At 68.0% G+C, this 18,196-nt stretch carries 19 protein-coding genes; 14 read left to right on the top strand and 5 right to left on the bottom strand.

The features are described from left to right. The first annotated feature begins 10 nt into the window (after positions 1-10). The 6 genes from ACMVO5_RS09560 (at position 11) to ACMVO5_RS09535 (ending at position 5,501) form a co-directional block, all read left to right on the top strand. Positions 11-1,057, top strand: a complete 1,047-nt coding sequence (locus ACMVO5_RS09560) for a DNA-directed RNA polymerase subunit alpha (protein WP_416907287.1) — start codon at positions 11-13, stop codon at positions 1,055-1,057. Between the two features lie 87 nt (positions 1,058-1,144). After that, the gene (rplQ, locus tag ACMVO5_RS09555) at positions 1,145-1,558 is read left to right on the top strand and encodes a 50S ribosomal protein L17 (protein WP_416907286.1); all 414 of its coding nucleotides are present in this window, start codon (positions 1,145-1,147) and stop codon (positions 1,556-1,558) included. Between the two features lie 45 nt (positions 1,559-1,603). After that, positions 1,604-2,086, top strand: a complete 483-nt coding sequence (gene secB, locus ACMVO5_RS09550) for a protein-export chaperone SecB (protein ID WP_416907285.1) — start codon at positions 1,604-1,606, stop codon at positions 2,084-2,086. 108 nt (positions 2,087-2,194) lie between these two features. Further along, positions 2,195-3,760 (top strand): murein biosynthesis integral membrane protein MurJ, encoded by a 1,566-nt coding sequence (murJ, locus tag ACMVO5_RS09545; RefSeq protein WP_416909349.1) that lies wholly within the window; start codon positions 2,195-2,197, stop codon positions 3,758-3,760. Next, positions 3,757-4,752: a tryptophan--tRNA ligase gene (gene trpS, locus ACMVO5_RS09540; protein WP_416907284.1), complete on the top strand. Its 996-nt coding sequence runs from the start codon at positions 3,757-3,759 to the stop codon at positions 4,750-4,752. The genes murJ and trpS overlap by 4 nt, the downstream gene beginning before the upstream one ends. An 86-nt stretch (positions 4,753-4,838) precedes the next feature. Then, on the top strand, positions 4,839-5,501 hold the full coding sequence (locus tag ACMVO5_RS09535; protein ID WP_416907283.1) for a DUF4136 domain-containing protein: 663 nt from the start codon (positions 4,839-4,841) through the stop codon (positions 5,499-5,501). A 15-nt stretch (positions 5,502-5,516) separates the two neighbouring features. Here ACMVO5_RS09535 and ACMVO5_RS09530 read toward each other — a convergent pair whose 3' ends face one another. Next, positions 5,517-6,053, bottom strand: a complete 537-nt coding sequence (locus tag ACMVO5_RS09530; RefSeq protein ID WP_416907282.1) for a hypothetical protein — start codon at positions 6,051-6,053, stop codon at positions 5,517-5,519. A 79-nt stretch (positions 6,054-6,132) separates the two neighbouring features. Continuing rightward, positions 6,133-6,870 (bottom strand): GntR family transcriptional regulator, encoded by a 738-nt coding sequence (locus ACMVO5_RS09525; RefSeq protein WP_416907281.1) that lies wholly within the window; start codon positions 6,868-6,870, stop codon positions 6,133-6,135. Between the two features lie 76 nt (positions 6,871-6,946). Here ACMVO5_RS09525 and ACMVO5_RS09520 point away from each other — a divergent pair, with 76 nt between their 5' ends. From ACMVO5_RS09520 to ACMVO5_RS09500, 5 genes are read left to right on the top strand one after another with little or no spacing between them, the layout of a single operon-like run. Continuing rightward, the gene (locus ACMVO5_RS09520; RefSeq protein WP_416907280.1) at positions 6,947-8,227 is read left to right on the top strand and encodes an MmgE/PrpD family protein; all 1,281 of its coding nucleotides are present in this window, start codon (positions 6,947-6,949) and stop codon (positions 8,225-8,227) included. Continuing rightward, positions 8,224-9,588, top strand: a complete 1,365-nt coding sequence (locus ACMVO5_RS09515; protein WP_416907279.1) for a phenylacetate--CoA ligase family protein — start codon at positions 8,224-8,226, stop codon at positions 9,586-9,588. The genes ACMVO5_RS09520 and ACMVO5_RS09515 overlap by 4 nt, the downstream gene beginning before the upstream one ends. Beyond that, the gene (locus tag ACMVO5_RS09510; protein WP_416907278.1) at positions 9,585-10,802 is read left to right on the top strand and encodes an amidase; all 1,218 of its coding nucleotides are present in this window, start codon (positions 9,585-9,587) and stop codon (positions 10,800-10,802) included. The genes ACMVO5_RS09515 and ACMVO5_RS09510 overlap by 4 nt, the downstream gene beginning before the upstream one ends. Positions 10,803-10,813: 11 nt before the next feature. Then, complete coding sequence (locus ACMVO5_RS09505; protein ID WP_416907277.1) at positions 10,814-11,128, top strand: REDY-like protein HapK; 315 nt, start codon at positions 10,814-10,816, stop codon at positions 11,126-11,128. Next, positions 11,125-11,961, top strand: a complete 837-nt coding sequence (locus ACMVO5_RS09500; protein ID WP_416907276.1) for an SDR family NAD(P)-dependent oxidoreductase — start codon at positions 11,125-11,127, stop codon at positions 11,959-11,961. Before ACMVO5_RS09505 ends, ACMVO5_RS09500 begins: the two co-directional genes overlap by 4 nt. On the opposite strand, the gene ACMVO5_RS09495 is transcribed toward ACMVO5_RS09500, so the two are convergent. Next, entirely contained in the window at positions 11,958-13,736 is a 1,779-nt protein-coding gene (locus ACMVO5_RS09495) for an aminopeptidase P family protein (RefSeq protein WP_416907275.1), read from the bottom strand. The genes ACMVO5_RS09500 and ACMVO5_RS09495 overlap by 4 nt on opposite strands. Positions 13,737-13,839: 103 nt before the next feature. Here ACMVO5_RS09495 and ACMVO5_RS09490 point away from each other — a divergent pair, with 103 nt between their 5' ends. Next, positions 13,840-15,891 (top strand): S9 family peptidase, encoded by a 2,052-nt coding sequence (locus ACMVO5_RS09490; RefSeq protein WP_416907274.1) that lies wholly within the window; start codon positions 13,840-13,842, stop codon positions 15,889-15,891. Next, positions 15,891-16,298, top strand: coding sequence for an acyl-CoA thioesterase (locus ACMVO5_RS09485; RefSeq protein WP_416907273.1), 408 nt, complete (start codon positions 15,891-15,893; stop codon positions 16,296-16,298). Before ACMVO5_RS09490 ends, ACMVO5_RS09485 begins: the two co-directional genes overlap by 1 nt. Before the next feature lie 4 nt (positions 16,299-16,302). Here the strand turns inward: ACMVO5_RS09485 and ACMVO5_RS09480 are convergent, their stop codons facing one another. Then, positions 16,303-16,977, bottom strand: a complete 675-nt coding sequence (locus ACMVO5_RS09480; protein WP_416907272.1) for a PEPxxWA-CTERM sorting domain-containing protein — start codon at positions 16,975-16,977, stop codon at positions 16,303-16,305. A 109-nt stretch (positions 16,978-17,086) separates the two neighbouring features. Beyond that, entirely contained in the window at positions 17,087-17,284 is a 198-nt protein-coding gene (locus ACMVO5_RS09475; protein ID WP_416907271.1) for a hypothetical protein, read from the bottom strand. An 88-nt stretch (positions 17,285-17,372) separates the two neighbouring features. On the opposite strand from ACMVO5_RS09475, the gene ACMVO5_RS09470 reads away from it, so the two are divergent. Beyond that, a complete protein-coding gene (locus ACMVO5_RS09470; protein WP_416907270.1) occupies positions 17,373-18,191 on the top strand; it encodes a class I SAM-dependent methyltransferase in 819 nt (272 codons plus the stop codon). Positions 18,192-18,196: the final 5 nt, after the last annotated feature.

Below are 18,196 nucleotides of genomic sequence, written 5' to 3'. Positions count from 1 at the left end.
AGGTGAGCCTGTGGCTGTTGTCGCCAAGAATTGGACCGAACTGAAGAAGCCCAATGGGCTGGAAACCAAGCCGAGCGCCGACAACCGGCGCAAGGTCAGCTTTGTTGCCGAACCGCTGGAGCGCGGCTTTGGCCTGACGCTGGGCAACTCGCTGCGCCGCGTGCTGCTGTCCTCGCTGCAGGGCGCCGCCGTCACCGCGATCAAGCTCGACGGCGTGCTCCATGAATTCTCGAGCCTCGCCGGCGTGCGTGAGGACATCACCGACATCGTGCTCAACATCAAGCAGCTGGCGCTGCGCATGCAGGGCGACCAGCCCAAGCGCGTGCACCTGAACGCCACCGGCCCCGGCGAAGTCACCGCCGGCCAGATCAGCGTCACTGGCGACATGGAGGTGATGAACCCCGAGCTCGTCATTTGCACGCTCGACGAGGGCGCGACGCTCAACCTGGAGCTGACCGTCGAAGCCGGCAAGGGCTATGTCCCGGCCAGCGCCAACCGCCCGGCCGATGCGCCCATCGGCCTGATCCCGGTCGACGCGCTCTATTCGCCGGTCCGTCAGGTCAGCTACAAGGTCGAGAACACCCGCGTCGGTCAGGAGCTTGACTATGACAAGCTGACCATCACGGTCGAGACCGATGGCTCGGTGACGCCCGAAGACAGCCTCGCCTATGCCGCCAAGATCCTGCAGGATCAGCTGCAGCTGTTCGTCAACTTCGAGGATGTGCCGGTTGCAGCCCCCGCGCCGCTGCCCGCCGGCGGCCCGATCGAGGTCGATGACAACACCGCCATCAACCGCTATCTGCTGAAGAAGGTCGATGAGCTGGAGCTCTCGGTGCGTTCGGCCAACTGCCTGAAGAACGACAACATCATCTACATCGGAGATCTGGTGCAGAAGAGCGAGAGCGAAATGCTGCGCACGCCGAATTTCGGTCGCAAGTCCCTGAACGAAATCAAGGAAGTGCTCAGCCACATGGGTTTGCGCCTCGGCATGGAAATCTCGGGCTGGCCGCCGGAGAACATCGAGGAAATGGCGAAGAAGCTCGAACAGGACTTCTGAGCCACACGTCAGGGGTCAATGGGCTGCCCCAAGTTCAGCCTGGCCCGGGGTACCTGACACGGCCCCGGAACGAACGGAGAAAATACCATGCGTCACCGCCACGGACACCGCAAGCTGGGCCGGACCAGCAGCCACCGCATCGCCATGTTCCGCAACATGTCGGCAGCGCTCATCAAGCATGAGCAGATCACCACCACGCTCGCCAAGGCGCGCGAAATCCGTCCCTATCTCGAAAAGCTGGTGACGCTGGCCAAGCATGGCGGCTTGTCCAACCGTCGTCTTGCCATGGCCCGCCTTGGCGACGAGACGCAGCTGGTCAAGCTGTTCGACGTGCTGGCCGCGCGTTATGCTGACCGGCCGGGCGGCTATATCCGCATCATCAAGGCCGGCACTCGGCGCAGCGATTTCGCGCCCATGGCGATCGTCGAGTTCGTCGACCGCGATGTCAGCGCCAAGGGCCAGGATTCCGGTCCGGTCGAGAGCTTCGACGACGAAGATTGATCCTTACGGGATCGATACCCCCTCTTGATGATGAAAGGCTGAGCCATGGCCGATGACAACACGCTTCCCGAAGGTACTGACGCGCCCCTGCCGCAGGTTGCCATCCTCACCCAATATGTGAAGGACCTGTCGTTCGAAAACCCCAATGCTCCGGCCTCGCTTCAGGCCGAAGGCCAGCCCAAGATCGACGTCAATGTCGGCGTCAATGCCCGGCGTGTGAACGAGACGATGTTCGAGGTCGAACTAAAGGTCAGCGCCACCGCCAAGGTCGGCGAGACGACGAGTTTCATCGTCGATCTGCTCTATGCCGGCCTGTTCGGGCTGCAGCATGTGCCCGATGATGCGCTCGAGCCGTTCCTCATCATCGAGGCGCCGCGCATCCTCTTCCCCTTCGCCCGGCGCATCATCGCCGATTCGGTGCGCGATGGCGGCTTCCCGCCGCTGATGCTCGACCCGATCGACTTTCACAGCCTCTACATGAGCCAGCGCGGCCTTGGCCCCGATGGCCAGCCCATCGGCAACGCCTGACCAAGCGCACTCGCGCGCGCGCGGTCAATCGGCTAGGCCAGCAGCCATGGCCGAGCGCGTGATCATCAACGAGGACCGGGCCGCCGGCGGCCCCGCGGGGAGGCGGCGCTGAATCTCCTGCGCGCCACCGCGACCATCGGCGGCCTGACGCTGATGAGCCGTATCGCCGGTTTCGTCCGCGATGTGCTGATGGCGCGCTATATCGGCGCCGGCATGGCGGCCGACGTCTTCCTCATCGCCTTCCGCCTGCCCAATCTGTTCCGCTCACTGTTTGCCGAGGGCGCTTTCTCGGCCGCCTTTGTACCGATGTTCAACCGCCAGGTCGGCGAGGATGGCGGCGACCTCCGGCGCGCCCGGCGCTTCGCCGAGGATGTGCTCTCGGTGCTGCTGCCGGTGCTGCTGCTCTTCACCTTCGTCATGGTGGTGGCCGCCGGGCCAGTGGTCTGGGCGCTCACCGGGGGGTTCCGCGATGATGATCCGGCCAAGTTCGCGCTCGCCGTCGACTTCACCCGCCTCACCTTCCCCTATCTGATGCTGGTCAGCCTGGTGGCGTTGATGGGCGGCATCTTGAATTCGCTCGGCCGCTTCTGGGTCAATGCCGCAGCCCCGGTGCTGCTCAACATCACGCTCATTTCCAGCCTGCTGCTGTTCGCCGGTAAGGCGGATGTGCTGGTGGCGCGCGGCCTGGCGCTGGCGGTGTCGCTGGCTGGCGTCGCGCAATTGCTCTGGCTGCTCTGGGGCTGCCTGCGCGCCGATGTGCGGCTGCGGCTGCGCCGGCCGCGGCTGGGCGCGGATGTGCGGCGCATGATGCAGCTGATCGTGCCCGCCGCGCTGGGCGCAGGCGCGGTGCAGATCAACCTCTTGATCTCGACCGCGCTGGCCGCGCGCTTCCTGCCCGAGGGTGCTGTCTCATGGCTCTATTATGCCGACCGGCTCAACCAGCTGCCGCTCGGCATCATCGGCATCGGCGTGGGCACGGCGCTGCTGCCGGCGCTTTCGCGGCAGATCGGCGCGGGTGAAGACGCCGCCGCGCAGCGCACGCAGAACCGGGCGATCGAGCTGGCGCTGCTGCTCACCCTGCCCTGTGCGGCCGGCCTCGCGCTGCTGGCCGCGCCGATCATCGGGACGCTCCTCGAGCAGGGCGCCTTTCTGGCCAGCGACACCGGGGCCACATCGGCGGCGCTGTCGGTGTTCGCGCTCGGCCTGCCGGCCTATGTGCTGATCAAGGTGCTCACGCCGGGCTTTCACGCCCGGCAGGACACGGCGACGCCAGTGCGCGTGGCGTTGGGCGCCATTGCCATCAACCTCATCGGCAATCTGCTGCTGATCTGGCCGCTCGGCCATATCGGCATCGCCGTGGCGACCGCCGTTTCGGCCTGGGCCAATGCCGCCATGCTCTATCTACTGCTGCATCGCCGCGGCCTGTTCGCCATCGATGCGCGCCTGCGCCGGACCCTGCCACGGCTGGTGCTGGCAACCGCGCTCATGGGCGCGCTGCTCGCCGGCCTGTTGGCGGCGCTGCCCTTTGCGGCTGCCGCCACGCTGGCCGGGCGCGCGCTGTTGCTGCTCATATTGATCATCGGCGGTGCGCTGGCCTATCTGGCGGCGGTGCGGCTTCTGGGCGTGATCACCTTCGCCGAGTTCAAGGCGCAATTTCGAAGGGGCAAAGCATGAGCCGCGTGTTTTCCGGCATCCAGCCGACCGGCAATCTCCATCTCGGCAATTATCTGGGCGCGATCCGCAACTGGGTGCGGATGCAGGACAGCCATGACTGTGTCTTCTGCGTCGTCGATCTTCATGCCATCACCGTGGCGCAAGACCCCAAGGCGCTGCGCGCCGGCATCAGGGAGATGACCGCAGCGCTCATCGCCTCGGGGCTCGACCCGGACCGCTGCGTGCTCTTCAATCAGAGCGCGGTCCGGGTCCATGCCGAGCTGGCCTGGATCCTGATGTGCACCGCCCGCATGGGCTGGCTCGGGCGGATGACCCAGTTCAAGGAGAAGAGCGGCAAGGACCGCGAGGGTGCGAGCGTCGGGCTGTTCACCTATCCCGTGCTGCAGGCTGCCGACATCCTCGCCTACAAGGCCACCCATGTGCCGGTGGGCGAAGACCAGAAGCAGCATCTGGAGCTCGCCCGCGACATCGCGCTCAAGTTCAATACCGACACCGGCACCGAGCTGTTTCCCCTGCCCGAGCCGGTGATCGAGGGGCCGGCGACGCGGGTGATGAGCCTGCGCGACGGCAGCGCCAAAATGTCGAAGTCCGATCCTTCCGATGCCGCCCGCATCAACCTGACCGACAGTGCCGATGCCATCGCCCAGAAGATCAAGCGCGCCAAGACCGACCCCGAGCCGCTGCCCTCGGACCGCGCCGGGCTGGCTGGCCGGCCGGAGGCCGCCAATCTCGTCGGCCTGATGGCCGCGCTTTCCGGGCAGAGCGTCGAGGCGGTGCTGGCCGAATGGGGCGGCCAGGGTTTCGGGGCCTTCAAGCCGGCACTCGCTGACGCGATGGTGGCAGCGCTCGCGCCCATCACGGCGCGCTTCAACGCGCTGAAGGACGATCATGCGACGCTCGATGCCATATTGGCGCGCGGCGCGGAAAAGGCGCGCGCCATCGCCGAGCCGGTGCTCATCGAGGCGCAGCGGGCCGTGGGCTTCCGCGACTGACGGTCATTTTCAGTTCACAACCAATTCACTTGCGCTGACGTATCGGAGACACCATCTCATAGGTGTCATTACCAAGGGTCAGAGCCATGCGTGCACTCAAATTGATGCTTCCCCTCACCGCGCTGGGCGTGCTGTCCGCCTGCGCGCCAACCTTCGAGGCGCGGGTGGCGCGCTTTCAGCAGATGCCGGCGCCGCAGAGCCAGAGCTTCACCATCGAGCCGCATGACCAGGCCAATCGCGGCGGCCTCGAATTTGCCACCTATGCCAATTATGTGCGCCAGAAGCTGATCGCCAATGGCTATAGCGAAGCCGCCAGCCCGCAGCAGGCCGCGCTGACCGTGATGCTCGACTACACCGTGGGGGCCCCGCGCGAGAAGGTGCGCACCCGGCCCGGCGTCGGCTGGGGCGGCTTCGGCCCGGGCTGGGGCTGGAACCCCTATTGGGGCGGCTTTGGCGGCTGGGGTGGTTTCGGCGGCTGGGGTGGCGGCTGGGGCGGCGGTGCCGATGTCTATTCGGTGACGCAGTACAACAGCGTCGTCGCGCTCAAGATCAAGCGCAACGCCGATGATGTCAGCGTGTTCGAGGGCCGCGCCGAAACGGTGAGCAGCTCCAACAACCTGACCCAGCTTGTGCCCAATCTGGTCACCGCGATCTTCGCCAACTTCCCCGGCAACAGCGGCGAGACGGTACGCGTCAAGTTCGATCCCGCCAAGCCCGACGTCGCGCCCAAGGTGACCCCCGGCCGCTAGGGCGTTCTCAACGTCTCAGCGCCGGGGAATTTCTTCCTCGGCGCCCATCCGGCCGGTGCGGTCGCGCGCCCAGGCGTCAACCTGCTTCTGGTTGCACCCCACAGCGCCGCCGGCCGCCACCGCCGAGCAGCTGCCGATGCCGCCGCCGGCCACATCACCCACCAGCAGGGCGCGATTCTCCTCGAACGGGCTGCGCTGGCTCTCGGGCTGACGCAGCTGCTCGGGGATCCGGTAAATCTCCGATTCGGGCAGCCGGGCGCAGACCACCACCTCATCCGGCGATTCGGGCTTGGGGCAGGGCTCGGTGCCAAACACCGTCACCAGCCGCTGGCGCGGCTGGGTGCCATCACCGCTGACCATGGACGGCTTGAGGGTGGAGAGCACCGGGCTTTCCGGCTCCGCCGTGATCCGCTCGATCACCGGCCGCTCGACGGGCGCGGGCGCGGCATCCGGCACGGGCGGACCTTTTACCGGCCGATCACTTGTCTGGGCAAAGGCGGCCGTCTGCACCAGAGCCGTCGCGGCCAAGAGAAACACCAGCGCCCGCATCATTCACTCTCCACACTGTCCGCCTCACTTGTAGAACATTCGACCTTGCCCGCAAATGCACAAGTGTCGGCCCGGCGCCCTGTCAGTGGTCGATATGCATGGTGTAGGTGAAACGGTCCCCGGGATGGGTCGAATCCGAGATTTCGACGATCCGGTCACTGGTGTCGCGGTAGATGCGCACGATCCGCAGCACCGGTGAGCGGCGTGGAATCTCCAGCACATTCGCCTCATGATGCCCGGCGGCGGCGGCAGTGATGTTCTGCACGATCTGCTTGACGCGGAACCCCGCCGAGCGGCCCAGCTGCTCGAACAGCGGCTGCGGGCCGGGCCGCAGCGCCGGCACATGGGCGGCCAGCTCGGGATTGATATAGACGTTGGTCGAGGCGATGGCCGGGCCGCCGGCGGACAGGCGACGCAGCCCGCACAAGTGCAGCCAGTCGCTGCCGGGCGCCACCCCGAGCGCCTCGGCCCTGGCCCCGGACAGGTTGATGGTGCCGCAATCCTTGAACAGAAACTGCGATTCGGCGGCATATTGCAGGATATCGGCGATATCGGAGAGCGGCTGGCGCAGCCCCTGCTCGGGGCTGGCGACGACCGTGCCCGAGCCGCGCCGCCGCCGGATCAGCCCTTCGGCCTGCAGCCGGCGCAGCGCCTCGCGCACGGTGAAGCGCGACACGCCGTAGCGCGCGCACAGCACGCTTTCGGTCGGCACAGCGTCGCCCCGGGCATATTCACCCGCCACAATCGCCGCGCGCAGCTCGGTGGCGACCTGCACATAGCGTGGTTCTGTGCCGCTTTCCCCGGCCATGGTGCGATGCATCCCCCTTGTTTTCGCCCCTCACCTTGATTGATGTGGCGCGAGACCGCAATAAGTCCGGACATTTGAAGGACCGCAGATGACCGCCCGATTGCTCGATTTCGCCCATGGCCCGCTCGCCGTGCCGGCCCCGGTGCGGGCCCGCGCGCTGATGCTGCTCGAAGACACGCTGGCGGTCGGCGTGGCTGGCTCGACCGCGCCGGGCGCTGACGGGGTGCTGACGGCGGCGCGGCGATGGGGCGCAGGCGATGAAGTGCCGATCCTCGGGCGCGATGTCCGGCTGCCGCGCGCTGGCGCCGCCTTCGTCAATGGCTATCAGATCCACTGCCTCGAATGGGATGCGGTGCATGAGCCCGCCGTCGTCCATGCCATGTCGGTGGTCACCGCCGTCGTGCTCTCGGCGGCGCGCGGCAAGCCGGCCGAGGCCGCGCTCGAAGCGGTGATGGTCGGCGTCGAGACGGCCTGTCTGCTCGGGGTGGCGGCCACCAGCCCGCTCAAATTCTTCCGCCCCGCCACCGCCGGGGTGATCGGCGGCGCGCTCGCCGCCGCCCGGCTCGCCGGCCTGCCGCGCGAGCGGTTCGGCGATGTGCTGGGGCTGGCCCATGCGCAGGCGGCGGGCACCATGCAGGCGCATGTCGAAGGCTCGGTGGCGCTGCCGCTGCAAGTGGCGGCGGCCGCGCGCGCGGCCGTCACCGCGGTCGATCTGGTCGAAGCTGGCCTCACCGGGCCGCAGGACGCCTTGACCGGCCCGTTCGGCTATTTCCCTGTCTTCGACCAGGGCGACCCGCTGCCGCTGCTCGAAACGCTGGGCACGCATTGGCGGGTCGGCGAGATCAGCGTCAAGCCCTGGCCCTCGGGCCGCGCCAGCCACGCCACGCTCGCCGCCATCGCCGATGTTCTGCAAGACGCGCCGGCCGCCGACATACTGCGAATCGAGGCCGAGGTGCCGCAGCTGATCGCCCGGCTGGTCGGCCGCCCCTGGCGTGAGGGCATGACGCCCGCCTATGCGCGGCTCTGCCTGCCGTTTCTGGCCGCGCTGATGCTGCGCGATGGCCGCATCGATCCGCGCGAATTCATAGCCCAGGGCTTTGCCGATGACAGACTGAAGGCCTTGGCCGCCCGCCTCGACATCCGGGTCGATGGCAATCCCGATCCCAATGCGCTCGCCCCCCAGCGGTTCCGTTTTCACCTCGCCGGCGGCCATGTGCGCGAGCTCAAGGTGCCCGCCACGCTCGGCAGCCCGGCCAACGACCTGACCGAGGCGCAGCAGGCCGCCAAGATCGCCTTTGCCCTCGCCCTCGGCGTGCGCCCCCAGCCAGTCGGTGATCCGCTGGCCGTGCTCACCGGCGCGGATGGATGAGCGGCGCCTATTTCGCCCGCGCCGATGTCGGCCAGCTCGTCCGTGACTATCCGGCCGGACCAGCCTTTCTGGCGCGCTTTGCCGGCATGTCGGTCGATGAGCTGCGCGGGTTGCAGGAACGCCGCTTCAAGGCCTTGATGGCGCGCGGTTGGGCCATTCCCTTTTATCAGCGGCTCTGGGGCGCGCGCGGCATCGAGCCGGACGATATCCGCAGCCTCGATGATCTTCCGCGCCTGCCGACCTATGACAAGGCCGATCTGATGGCCTCGATCGCCGCCCATCCGCCGCTCGGCGATTTTCACGGCCTTGAAGGCGGGCTGGGTCGCTCGCCGCTGATCATGCACACGACCAGCGGCACCACCGGCAAGCCGCAGGTGCTGCTGTTTGGCCCGCGCGGCCGTGAGACCGGCAATCTGCTCATCGCCCGCATGGCGCACTGGATGGGGCTGGCCGACGGCGATGTCGTCCACAGCGTCTATGGGCATGGCATGATCAACGGCGGCCATTATGTCCGCGAGGCCTTCACCCGTCATACCAACGCGCTGTTCCTCAGCGCCGGCACCGGCGCCGAGACCCGCTCGGCCGCGCAGGTGCGGCTGATGGCCGAGTTCGGCGCCACCGTGGCGGTCGGCTTCATCGACTATATCCGCACGCTCGCGGAAGTCGCCCGCGCCGAAGGGCTCGAACCGGGCGAGGATATCCGGCTCAGGCTCATCATCGGCCATCTCGGCACCGAAGACCGGCGCGCCGTCGAAGCCGCCTGGGGCGGCGCGCGGGCCTTTGACTGGTACGGCGTCGGCGACACCGGCTGCATCGCCGCCGAAGGGCCAGAGCGCGACGGCCTTTATGTCTGGGAAGACGCGCAGTGGCTCGAGATCTGCGATGTCGAGGACGGCACCCCGCTGCCGTCCGGCGCGCGCGGCGACATGGTGATCACAACCCTCTACAAGTCCGACGTCGCGCCGTGCATCCGCTTCAACACCCATGACATCTCGGCGCTCAGCCCCGGCGGCAACCCCCATGGCCTGCCGTTCCGCCGCATCCAGGGCTTCATGGGCCGCTCCGACAATATGGTGAAGCTGCGCGGCATCAACGTCTTTCCCCATGCCATCAGCGCGCTGATCGAGGGCGAGACGGCGTTGACCGGCGAATTCATCTGCCATGTGCGCGGCCAGCAGATGACGGTCACGCTGGAGCACAAGGCACCCGCGCACGGCGATATGACGGCGCTGGCGGCGCGGCTGCGCGCCGGGCTCGGCGTCGAGGTGGCGGTGCGGCTGGTCGGTCCGGGCGCGACGGCCGCCGACACCCAGATCGAGACCCGGCAAAAGCCGCTGCGGCTGATCATGGAGGGCGGATGAGCGCCGCCGGCACGCTGGCGCGGATTGCGCGCGACAACCCAGCGCTCAAAGCGCTTACGCTCGTCGATGCCGCCGCCATGGCGCCGCTCGATGCGCCTGCGCGCGGCCCGCTCGCCGGCTTTTCCATCGCGGTCAAGGCCAATATCGACGTGCAGGGCTGGCCAACCACCGCCGGCGTGCGCGGTCGCGGCGCGCCGGCACGCGCCGATGCGCCGGTCGTCGCCCGGCTGCGCGCCGCAGGGGCCGCCATCGTGGCGCAGGCCAACATGCACGAGGCCGCACTCGGCACCACCAGCGACAATCCGCACTTCGGCCGCACCGCCAATCCGCATCGCGCCGGGCGCACGCCGGGCGGCTCCAGCGGTGGCTCGGCCGCGGCCGTGGCGGCCGGCATGGTGCGCGCCGCGCTCGGCACCGATACCATGGGCTCGGTCCGCATTCCCGCCGCCTGCTGTGGTATTTACGGCCTCAAGCCCAGCCACGGCGCCGTGCCGGCCGCCGGGCTGGTGCCGCTCGCCGCCTCGCTGGATGTGATTGGCCCGCTGGCCCGCTCGGTCGAGGATCTCGCAGCACTTTCGGGCGTGATGATGGCGCTCGCAGCCCCGCGCCCGGTGCAGCGCGTCGCCGTGCTGGCCGATCTCGAGGCGGCCGAACTGCAACCCGCCGTCCGCCACGGGCACGGCGCGGCGCGCACGGCGCTGCAGGGGCTTGGCATCACGGTCGAAACGCTGCCGCTGGCCGGCCTCGATCTCAAGGCCGCGCGGCTGGGCGGCTTTTTCGAAGCCGCCGAGGAAGCGCGGCTCACCTTTGCAGCGGAGCTGGCCGCCGGCACCATGTCGCCGGCTTTCGTCCATATGATGGACCATGCCGCCGCCGCCGCGCCCGAGCGCATCGCCAAGGCCCGCGCAGCGCGCGAGACCGTACGCGCAGCGGTGCTGGCTGCGCTCGATGCCGCCGATCTCCTGCTGATGCCGGTCATGCCGATGGTCGCGCCCGCGCACGGGGCGCGGGCCGACGAGATGGCCAGCTTCACGGCGCTCGCCAACTATGCCGGCGTGCCGGCGCTGGCGATGCCGGTCGGCTTTGATGGTGACGGCCTGCCCGTCGCTGTGCAATTGCTGGGCCGCGCCGGGGATGAGGCGACGCTGCTGGCTGTGGCAGCGCGGCTCGATGCGGTCCTGCAGGGCTGGCGACCCCCGCCCGGTTATTTCTAGAGGAGACGATCATGCGGATATTGGTGCTGTTCAACCTGAAGCCCGGCGTCGCAGCGGCGGATTATGAGCATTGGGCCAAGACCCGCGACATGCCGGGCGTGCGCTCGCTGATGTCGATCGATGATTTCCGCGTCTATGGCATCACCGGCATCTTCGGCTCCGATGCCAAGCCGCCCTTCCAATATGCCGAGGTCATCGACATCGCCGATATGGACGGCTTCCTCACCGACATCGCCCAGCCGATGATGGTCGAAGTGGCAGCCGAGTTCCAGCAATGGGCCGACGCGCCGCTGTTCCTCACCACCGATGAGCTGGTGCTCGCATGAGCGGGCGCTTTGCCGGCCGGGTCGTCGTCGTCACCGGCTCAGGGCGGCCAAGGGGGCTGGGCCAGGCGATCCTGCAACGCTTCGCCGAGGAAGGGGCGACGTGCGTCGTCTCCGATGTCACTTCGGGCGGCAGCGGCCTCGCCTCCTCAAGCGACGCGCAGGCTGTGGTCGATGATCTGAAGGCGCGCGGCGCCGAGGTCATCTTCCAGCCCTGCGACGTGACACAGGAAGACGAAACCGAGGCGCTGGTCGCCGCCACCGTCGCCGCCTTCGGCCGCCTCGATGTGATGGTCAACAATGCCGGTATCGGCTTTTTGATGAAGCCGCTGCTCGAAACCAGCGCCGCCGACTGGGACCGGGTGCTGGGCGTCAATCTCAAGGGCGCGTTTCTCTGCACAAAGGCCGCCGCACGCCAGTTCATCGCGCAGGGGCCGGGCGCAGACGGCATCGCCGGGCGCGTCATCAACATCGCCTCACAGGCCGCCAAATCGGGCTTTCCGCACATGGCGCCCTATACCGCCTCCAAGCACGGCATGGTCGGGCTCACCCGCTCCAACGCTGTCGAGCTCGGGCCGCAGCGGATCACCGTCAACGCCGTCTGCCCCAATCATGTCACCACCGGGCTGGGGGCGGAGCAGAACGCCTATTTCTCCAAGCTGCTCGGCTTTGACAGTGTCGAGGCCTATCTCGCCAACATGCGCGCCAAAAATCCGCTGGGACGCCCCGGTCTCGGCAGCGACACCGCCGCCGCCTGCGCCTGGCTCGCCTCAAGCGATGCGGTTTACGTCAGCGGCGAGGCGCTCAACGTGTCAGGCGGCGAGGAGATGCACTAGAGCGGCGCGGTTGCCGCCTCCAGCCAATCCCTTGTGTCGGCGGGAAGGGCCTTGGCCAGCTCCCGCCGCACCCTCGCATGATAGCGGTCGATCCATTCGATCTCGCCTGCGTCGAGCAGGCCCGTGTCGATCAGCTCGCGGTCGAACGGGGCCAGCGTCAGCTCCTCGAAGCACAGCATCGGCTTTTCCGCGCCCTCGGGGCTGGCGTCCGTCACCAGCACCAGATTCTCTATGCGGATGCCGTAAGCCCCGGCCTTGTAATAGCCCGGCTCGTTGCTCAGGATCATCCCGGCCTGCAGCGGTTCATCCACCGCGCCGGGGCTGCTGGCGATCCGCTGCGGCCCCTCGTGCACGGCCAGATAGGAGCCGACGCCGTGGCTGGTGCCATGGGCATAATCAAGGCCCGCCTGCCACAGCGGCGCGCGCGCCAGCGCATCAAGCTGGCTGCCGCGTGTGCCCTTGGGAAAGACCGCGCGGGCGAGCGCGACATGGCCCTTGAGCACCCGGGTATAGCGGTCGCGCATCTCCGCGCTCGGCGCGCCGATCACCATGGTCCGCGTCACATCGGTGGTGCCGTCGCGGTATTGGCCGCCGCTGTCACACAGATAAAGGCTGCCCGGCGCCAGCGGCCGGCTCGTCGCCGGCGTGGAGCGGTAATGGACAATCGCGCCATTGGGGCCGCTCCCCGAAATCGTGTCGAAGCTCAAATCCTCGAGCATGTTGGTCTCGCGGCGCAGCGCATGCAGATGGTCAGACGCCGTCAGCTCGGTCTGGCTCCCCGGCGGCTGCGTCTTCACCCAGTGCAGAAAGCGCGTCAGCGCCGCGCCGTCGCGGCGGTGCGCGGCCCGGCTGCCCTCGATCTCGGTCGCGTTCTTGATCGCCTTGGGCAGCACACAGGGGTCGCGCTCCTCCATAATCGTCGCGCCGCCCGCCTCAAGCGCGGTGAACACCGCATTCACCGTGCCGGCGGGGTCGACAGCCACCCGCTTGCCGCCCAGCGTCTCCAGCCAGCCGGAAAAATCGTCGCGTTCATGCGTGCGCACCTCGCGCCCCAAATGCGCGCGCACCTCGCCCGAAAGCTTTTCGGGCGCCGTGAACAGATCGACGCTGCCATCGGCGTGAAGGGCGGCAAAGGCCAGCGCCACCGGCGTGTGGGTCACATCCTTGCCGCGGATATTGAGCAGCCAGGCAATCGAATCGAGGAGCGTGATGACCGCGACATCAAGCCCGCGCGCCTTGAGCCCGGCGGCCAGCTCGGCGCGCTTCTCGGCGTGGTTGCGGCCCGAAAACCGGTCAGGATGCGGCTCGATGGGCGCTGCCGAGGGCGCTGGCCGGTCCGTCCAGATCGCATCGACAGGGTTGTCGCACGCCACCAGCGACACGCCCTTCTCCTTGAGCGCTGCTGTCGCCGCCTTCACCCAGCCGCGCGTATGCAGCCAGGGGTCATGGCCGATGCGCGCGCCCCGGGTCGCGTGTTCGGCCAGCCACGCAGCCGGGCTGGTGGCGGGCACGTCCTGATATTCATACAGCGCGCCGTCCACCTGATCGCGCACCTGCAGCGTATAGCGGCCATCGGTGAACATCGCCGCGCGGTCGGGCAGGATCGCCGCCGTCCCGGCGCTGCCGCCAAAGCCGGTCAGCCATTCGAGCCGCTGGGCATAGCTGCCGACATATTCGCTCATATGCTCATCGGTCAGCGGCACGACAAAGCCGGCAAGATCGCGCGCAGCAAGCACCTCGCGGAGCGCGGCAAGACGGGTGGCAGCATCAGACATTCAGGGTTCCCGCTCAGATTTTGACAGCCTAGTGAGAGCCAACATAGGCAGCGGCCGCAGGATGCGCCAGTTCTGCGCCGCCGCAGCGAAGATGAAGGGAAAGATGGTGGCCGAACCGACCGAACCGCGCGCCGAAGAACGCCCGCATGTCAGCCAGTGGCACGGCGAGGCGCTCGCCGACCCCTGGCACTGGCTGCGCGACCCCGGCTATCCGGTCATCGAGGACCCCGACATTCTCGCCCATCTCGAAGCCGAAAACCGCTGGTTCGAGGCCGGCATGGCGCCGCTGCGGCCGCTGGTGGACACCGTCTTTGCCGAGATGAAGGGCCGCATCACGCCTGATGAGGCGAGCGTGCCGGCGAAGGACGGCGCCTTCGAATATTGGTGGAAGTTCGAGGACGGCGCGCAATATCGCTCCTGGTGGCGCCGCCCGGTTGGTGGCGGCCCGGACGAACTGCTGCTCGCCGAGCCATTGCTGGCCGAGGGCAAGGATTATTTCCGCCTCGGCGGCTTCGCCGTCAGCCCCGATGGGCGCCGTCTCGCCTATGCCGTTGATGACAGCGGCGCCGAGCGCTTCACCCTGCGCATCCGCGATCTCGCCACCGGCGCCGATCTCGAAGAGGTGGCCACCACCAGCATCGGCACCCCGGTCTGGGCGGCCAATTCGCAGGCGCTGGCCTGGACCGAGGTCAATGAACAATGGCGCAGCTTCCGCGTCCGCCTGCACCGGCTGGGCGAGAGCGAAGACACCACCCTTTACGAAGAACAGGACCCCGGCTTCTCGGTCGGCGTCGCCCTCGGCCAGGACCGGCAGTGGCTGATCATCAGCACCGGCGACAAGGTGACCAGCGAAGTGCGGCTGGTCCCCAGCGCCGCCCCCTCTGCCAGCCCGCTGCTGGTCCGCGCGCGCCAAGTCGAGCTGGAATATGATATCGATGTGCGCGGCCAGACGCTGTTCGTCCGCGCCAACGACACCCACCCCAATTTCCGGATCGCCACCGCCGACATCAATGCCCCCGCCGACTGGACGACCCTGATCGAAGGCCGCGATGACTTTTACGTGCGCGGCCTGTCCGCCTTCGCCTCCTATCTCGCCGTCAGCGGCCGCGCCCAGGGCCTCGATCAGGTGCGGCTGCATTTCGACGATGGCCGCGTCGCCGAAGTGCTCTTTCCCGAAGCCAGCTACACCGCCTCCATCGGCGACAACCGCGAGCCCGATGCGCCGCTGTTGCGGCTTGGCTACAGCTCCATGGTCACGCCCGCGACCGTCTATGATTATGACGTGGCGCGCGCGACGCTCATCACCCGCAAGGTCCAGCAGATCCCGTCGGGCTATGACCCCGCGCGCTACGAGACCGAGCGCCTCACCATCGAAGCCCGCGACGGCACGCACGTCCCGGTCTCCATCGTCTACCGCAAGGGCTGGCCCAAGGACGGCAGCGGCGCGCTCCACCTCTATGGCTACGGCGCCTACGGCATCGCCATCCCGCCCTCCTTCTCCGCCTCGCGGCTCAGCCTGCTCGACCGCGGGGTCGCCTATGCCATCGCTCATGTGCGTGGCGGCGATGATCTCGGCCATGGCTGGTATCTCGACGGCAAGCTGATGAAGCGCACCAACAGCTTCAACGATTTCATCGATGTCGCGCACGGTCTGGCGGCGCTTGGCTTCGGCGCCGAGGGCCAGATCTCGGCCAGCGGCGGCTCGGCCGGCGGCGAACTGATGGGCGTCGTCATCAATCATGCGCCCGCCCTGTGGCGCGCCGTGGTCGCCGATGTGCCCTTTGTCGATGTATTGAACACCATGCTCGATGAAAGCCTGCCGCTGACGCCCGGCGAATGGCCGGAATGGGGCGATCCGATCCGCGACAAGGCGGCCTTCGACTTCATCCGCAGCTATTCCCCCTATGATCAGCTGCGCGCCCAGGCCTATCCGCCGCTGCTCGTCACCGCGGGCCTCCACGACCCGCGCGTGACCTATTGGGAGCCGGCCAAATGGGTGGCGAAGCTGCGCAAACTGCGCACCAACAAAGCCCCCCTCTATCTCAAGACCAACATGGGCGCCGGGCATGGCGGCAAGTCCGGCCGCTATGCCGCTTTGGAGGAACAGGCCGAAACCTATGCCTTCATTCTGGACCAGTTCGGGGTGCGCAGCTGATGCCGCTGCCGCCCGACCGCACCGGCTTCCGCCTCGCCCTGATGCCCGAGCCTGCCGACATCGACGAGCTCGGCCATGTCAACAACGCCGTCTATCTGCGCTGGATCCAGGCGGTCGCCGTCGCCCATTGGCAGGCGGTCGCCCCGGCCGAGCATCAGGCGCGCTACATCTGGGTCGTCAGCCGCCACGAGATTGATTATCTCGCCCCCACCCTGCCCGGCGAGGCGCTGACGGCTGTCACATGGGTCGGCACCCCGCGCGGCGCGCGCTTCGATCGCCATGTCGAGATCAGCAGTGAAGATGGCCGGCTGCGCTGCCGCGCGCTCACCGTCTGGGCGCTGCTCGATGCGGCGTCGCGGCGGCTGGTGCGGGTCCCCGCCGAGGTCGCAGCGCCCTTCCTGCGCTGAAGCCTCAGGCCAGCGCCATCTTTCGGCGGCGGCGCATCGCCCCGCCCACAAGGCCAAAGCCGGCAATCAGCATGGCCCAGCTCGCCGGCTCGGGCACGCTGCCCACCGCCGCGCCGATGGTGTCGAACTCAAAGGCATTGCCCTGCCCACGGAAGCGCACCTGCGTGATCTCGTTCTGCCCGGCCATGGCGAAGGTGATCCGCCGGTTGGTGGCGCCCAGCGTCTGGTTGCCGTCGAAGCGCGGCAGGTCGCTTCCGGTGAAGGCAGACACCACGCTGCCATCGGCGTTCAGGAATTCGAGCGCATTATGGCTGTCCACCGAGCCCCAATAAAGGCTGAGCCCGGTCAGCACGCGGAACTGCGGCAGATAGCCGGCGAAATCGAAGGTGCTGCTGCCCCCCGTCCCGACCGACTGGTAGATCCCGCCCGGCGCCGTGCCGGCCGGCGCTGCGCGAACGCGGCTGATGTTGCCCGCCGCCGTGATGACCGCGCCCGATGTGGTGTTGACAATGCCCGCCGCGCTCGGCGCATCAAAGGTGATGACCTCGACAAATCCCGCATGGCTGATGCCGGGGTCGGGCGCGCCGGCGACGCTGCCAACCACGGCGACGACCGCCGCCGCCGGGCCCGCGCTGGCCAGCGCCGTGGCAGCAAGCAGGATTCGGGCGGAAAGGGTCATGGGCGGGACTCCGGAACAACGAGGCGGAACATGCCTCGCCTTATTGCCGAAAGATGAAGAGCCGGCACGGCGCTTTGCATCCACTTCGGCAGTGTTAACCCATTTCCCGTTAACCCTCCTTCAGCAGCGCCAGCAGATGCACGGCAAGCAGGATCGAGAGCGTCAGCCCGATGAAGGTCGCCGCATTCCACGGCAGCAGCGCATGCCAGGCCAGCGGCGCGCGGCGGCGGGCCGCGTCGCCCAGCCAGCCTGCGGCGGAGAGCAGCAAGGATGCGATGAGCAGCGCGATAGTGGTTTCTTGCGACACGCGACTGCGCTACTGCAAAGGCAGGGGAGATGACCAGCCTGGGGTGGGCCGGCATCGGTTTTTGAACGAAACGGACGGGAGAGAGACAATGAACCGGATTTTGATGAGCGCGGTCGCAGTGGCCTGCCTTGTGGCGCCGGCCCAGTCGGCCGTGCAGGCCGCCACGCTCGCTGAAGCGATCATGGGGCCGCACCGCAGCCCCGAGAACAAGGCGCGTGACACCTATCGCAACCCGGCGGCGACGCTCACCTTCTTCGGCATCCAGCCGACCATGACGGTCGCCGAAATCTCGCCTGCCGGCGGCTGGTACACCGAGATCCTCGCCCCCTGGCTTGATGGCAGCGGCCAGTATATCGGCGCCGGCACCGACCCGGCGGCCAGCGAAAAGGCGGCCGCGTCGGTCGCCGCCTTCGAAGCCAAGGTGAAGGCCTATGCGCCCAACGCCAAGATGGGCGCCTTCGGCAAGGGCGTCTATGACAAGATCGCGCCCGCCGGCACGGTCGATGCCGTGCTCACCTTCCGCAATGTCCATAACTGGCACATGGGCGGCTTCGGTCTCGAGGCGTTCAAGGCCTTTTACGCCGCCCTCAAGCCCGGCGGCACGCTCGGCGTCGTCGATCACCGCCTGCCCGAAGACCGGCCCGATGCCGACATGAACAAGACCGGCTATATGAAGGTCTCCGCCATCAAGGCGATGGCCGAGGCCGCCGGCTTCGAGTTTGTCGCCTCCTCCGAGGTCAACGCCAATCCCAAGGACACCAAGGACTATCCGGGCGGTGTCTGGACCCTGCCGCCCACGCTCGCCAAGAAGGACGAGGACCGCGCCAAGTTCCTCGCCATCGGCGAGAGCGACCGCTTCACGCTGAAGTTCGTCAAGCCCGCCGCTGCGTCTACGGCCGGTCGCTGACCTTT

The sequence above is a fragment of the Polymorphobacter sp. genome, assembly GCF_048007885.1.
GTDB lineage: Bacteria > Pseudomonadota > Alphaproteobacteria > Sphingomonadales > Sphingomonadaceae > Sandarakinorhabdus.
The sequence above is the reverse complement of the archived record's forward strand: the minus strand, read 5'-3'. Positions and strand labels throughout refer to the sequence as shown.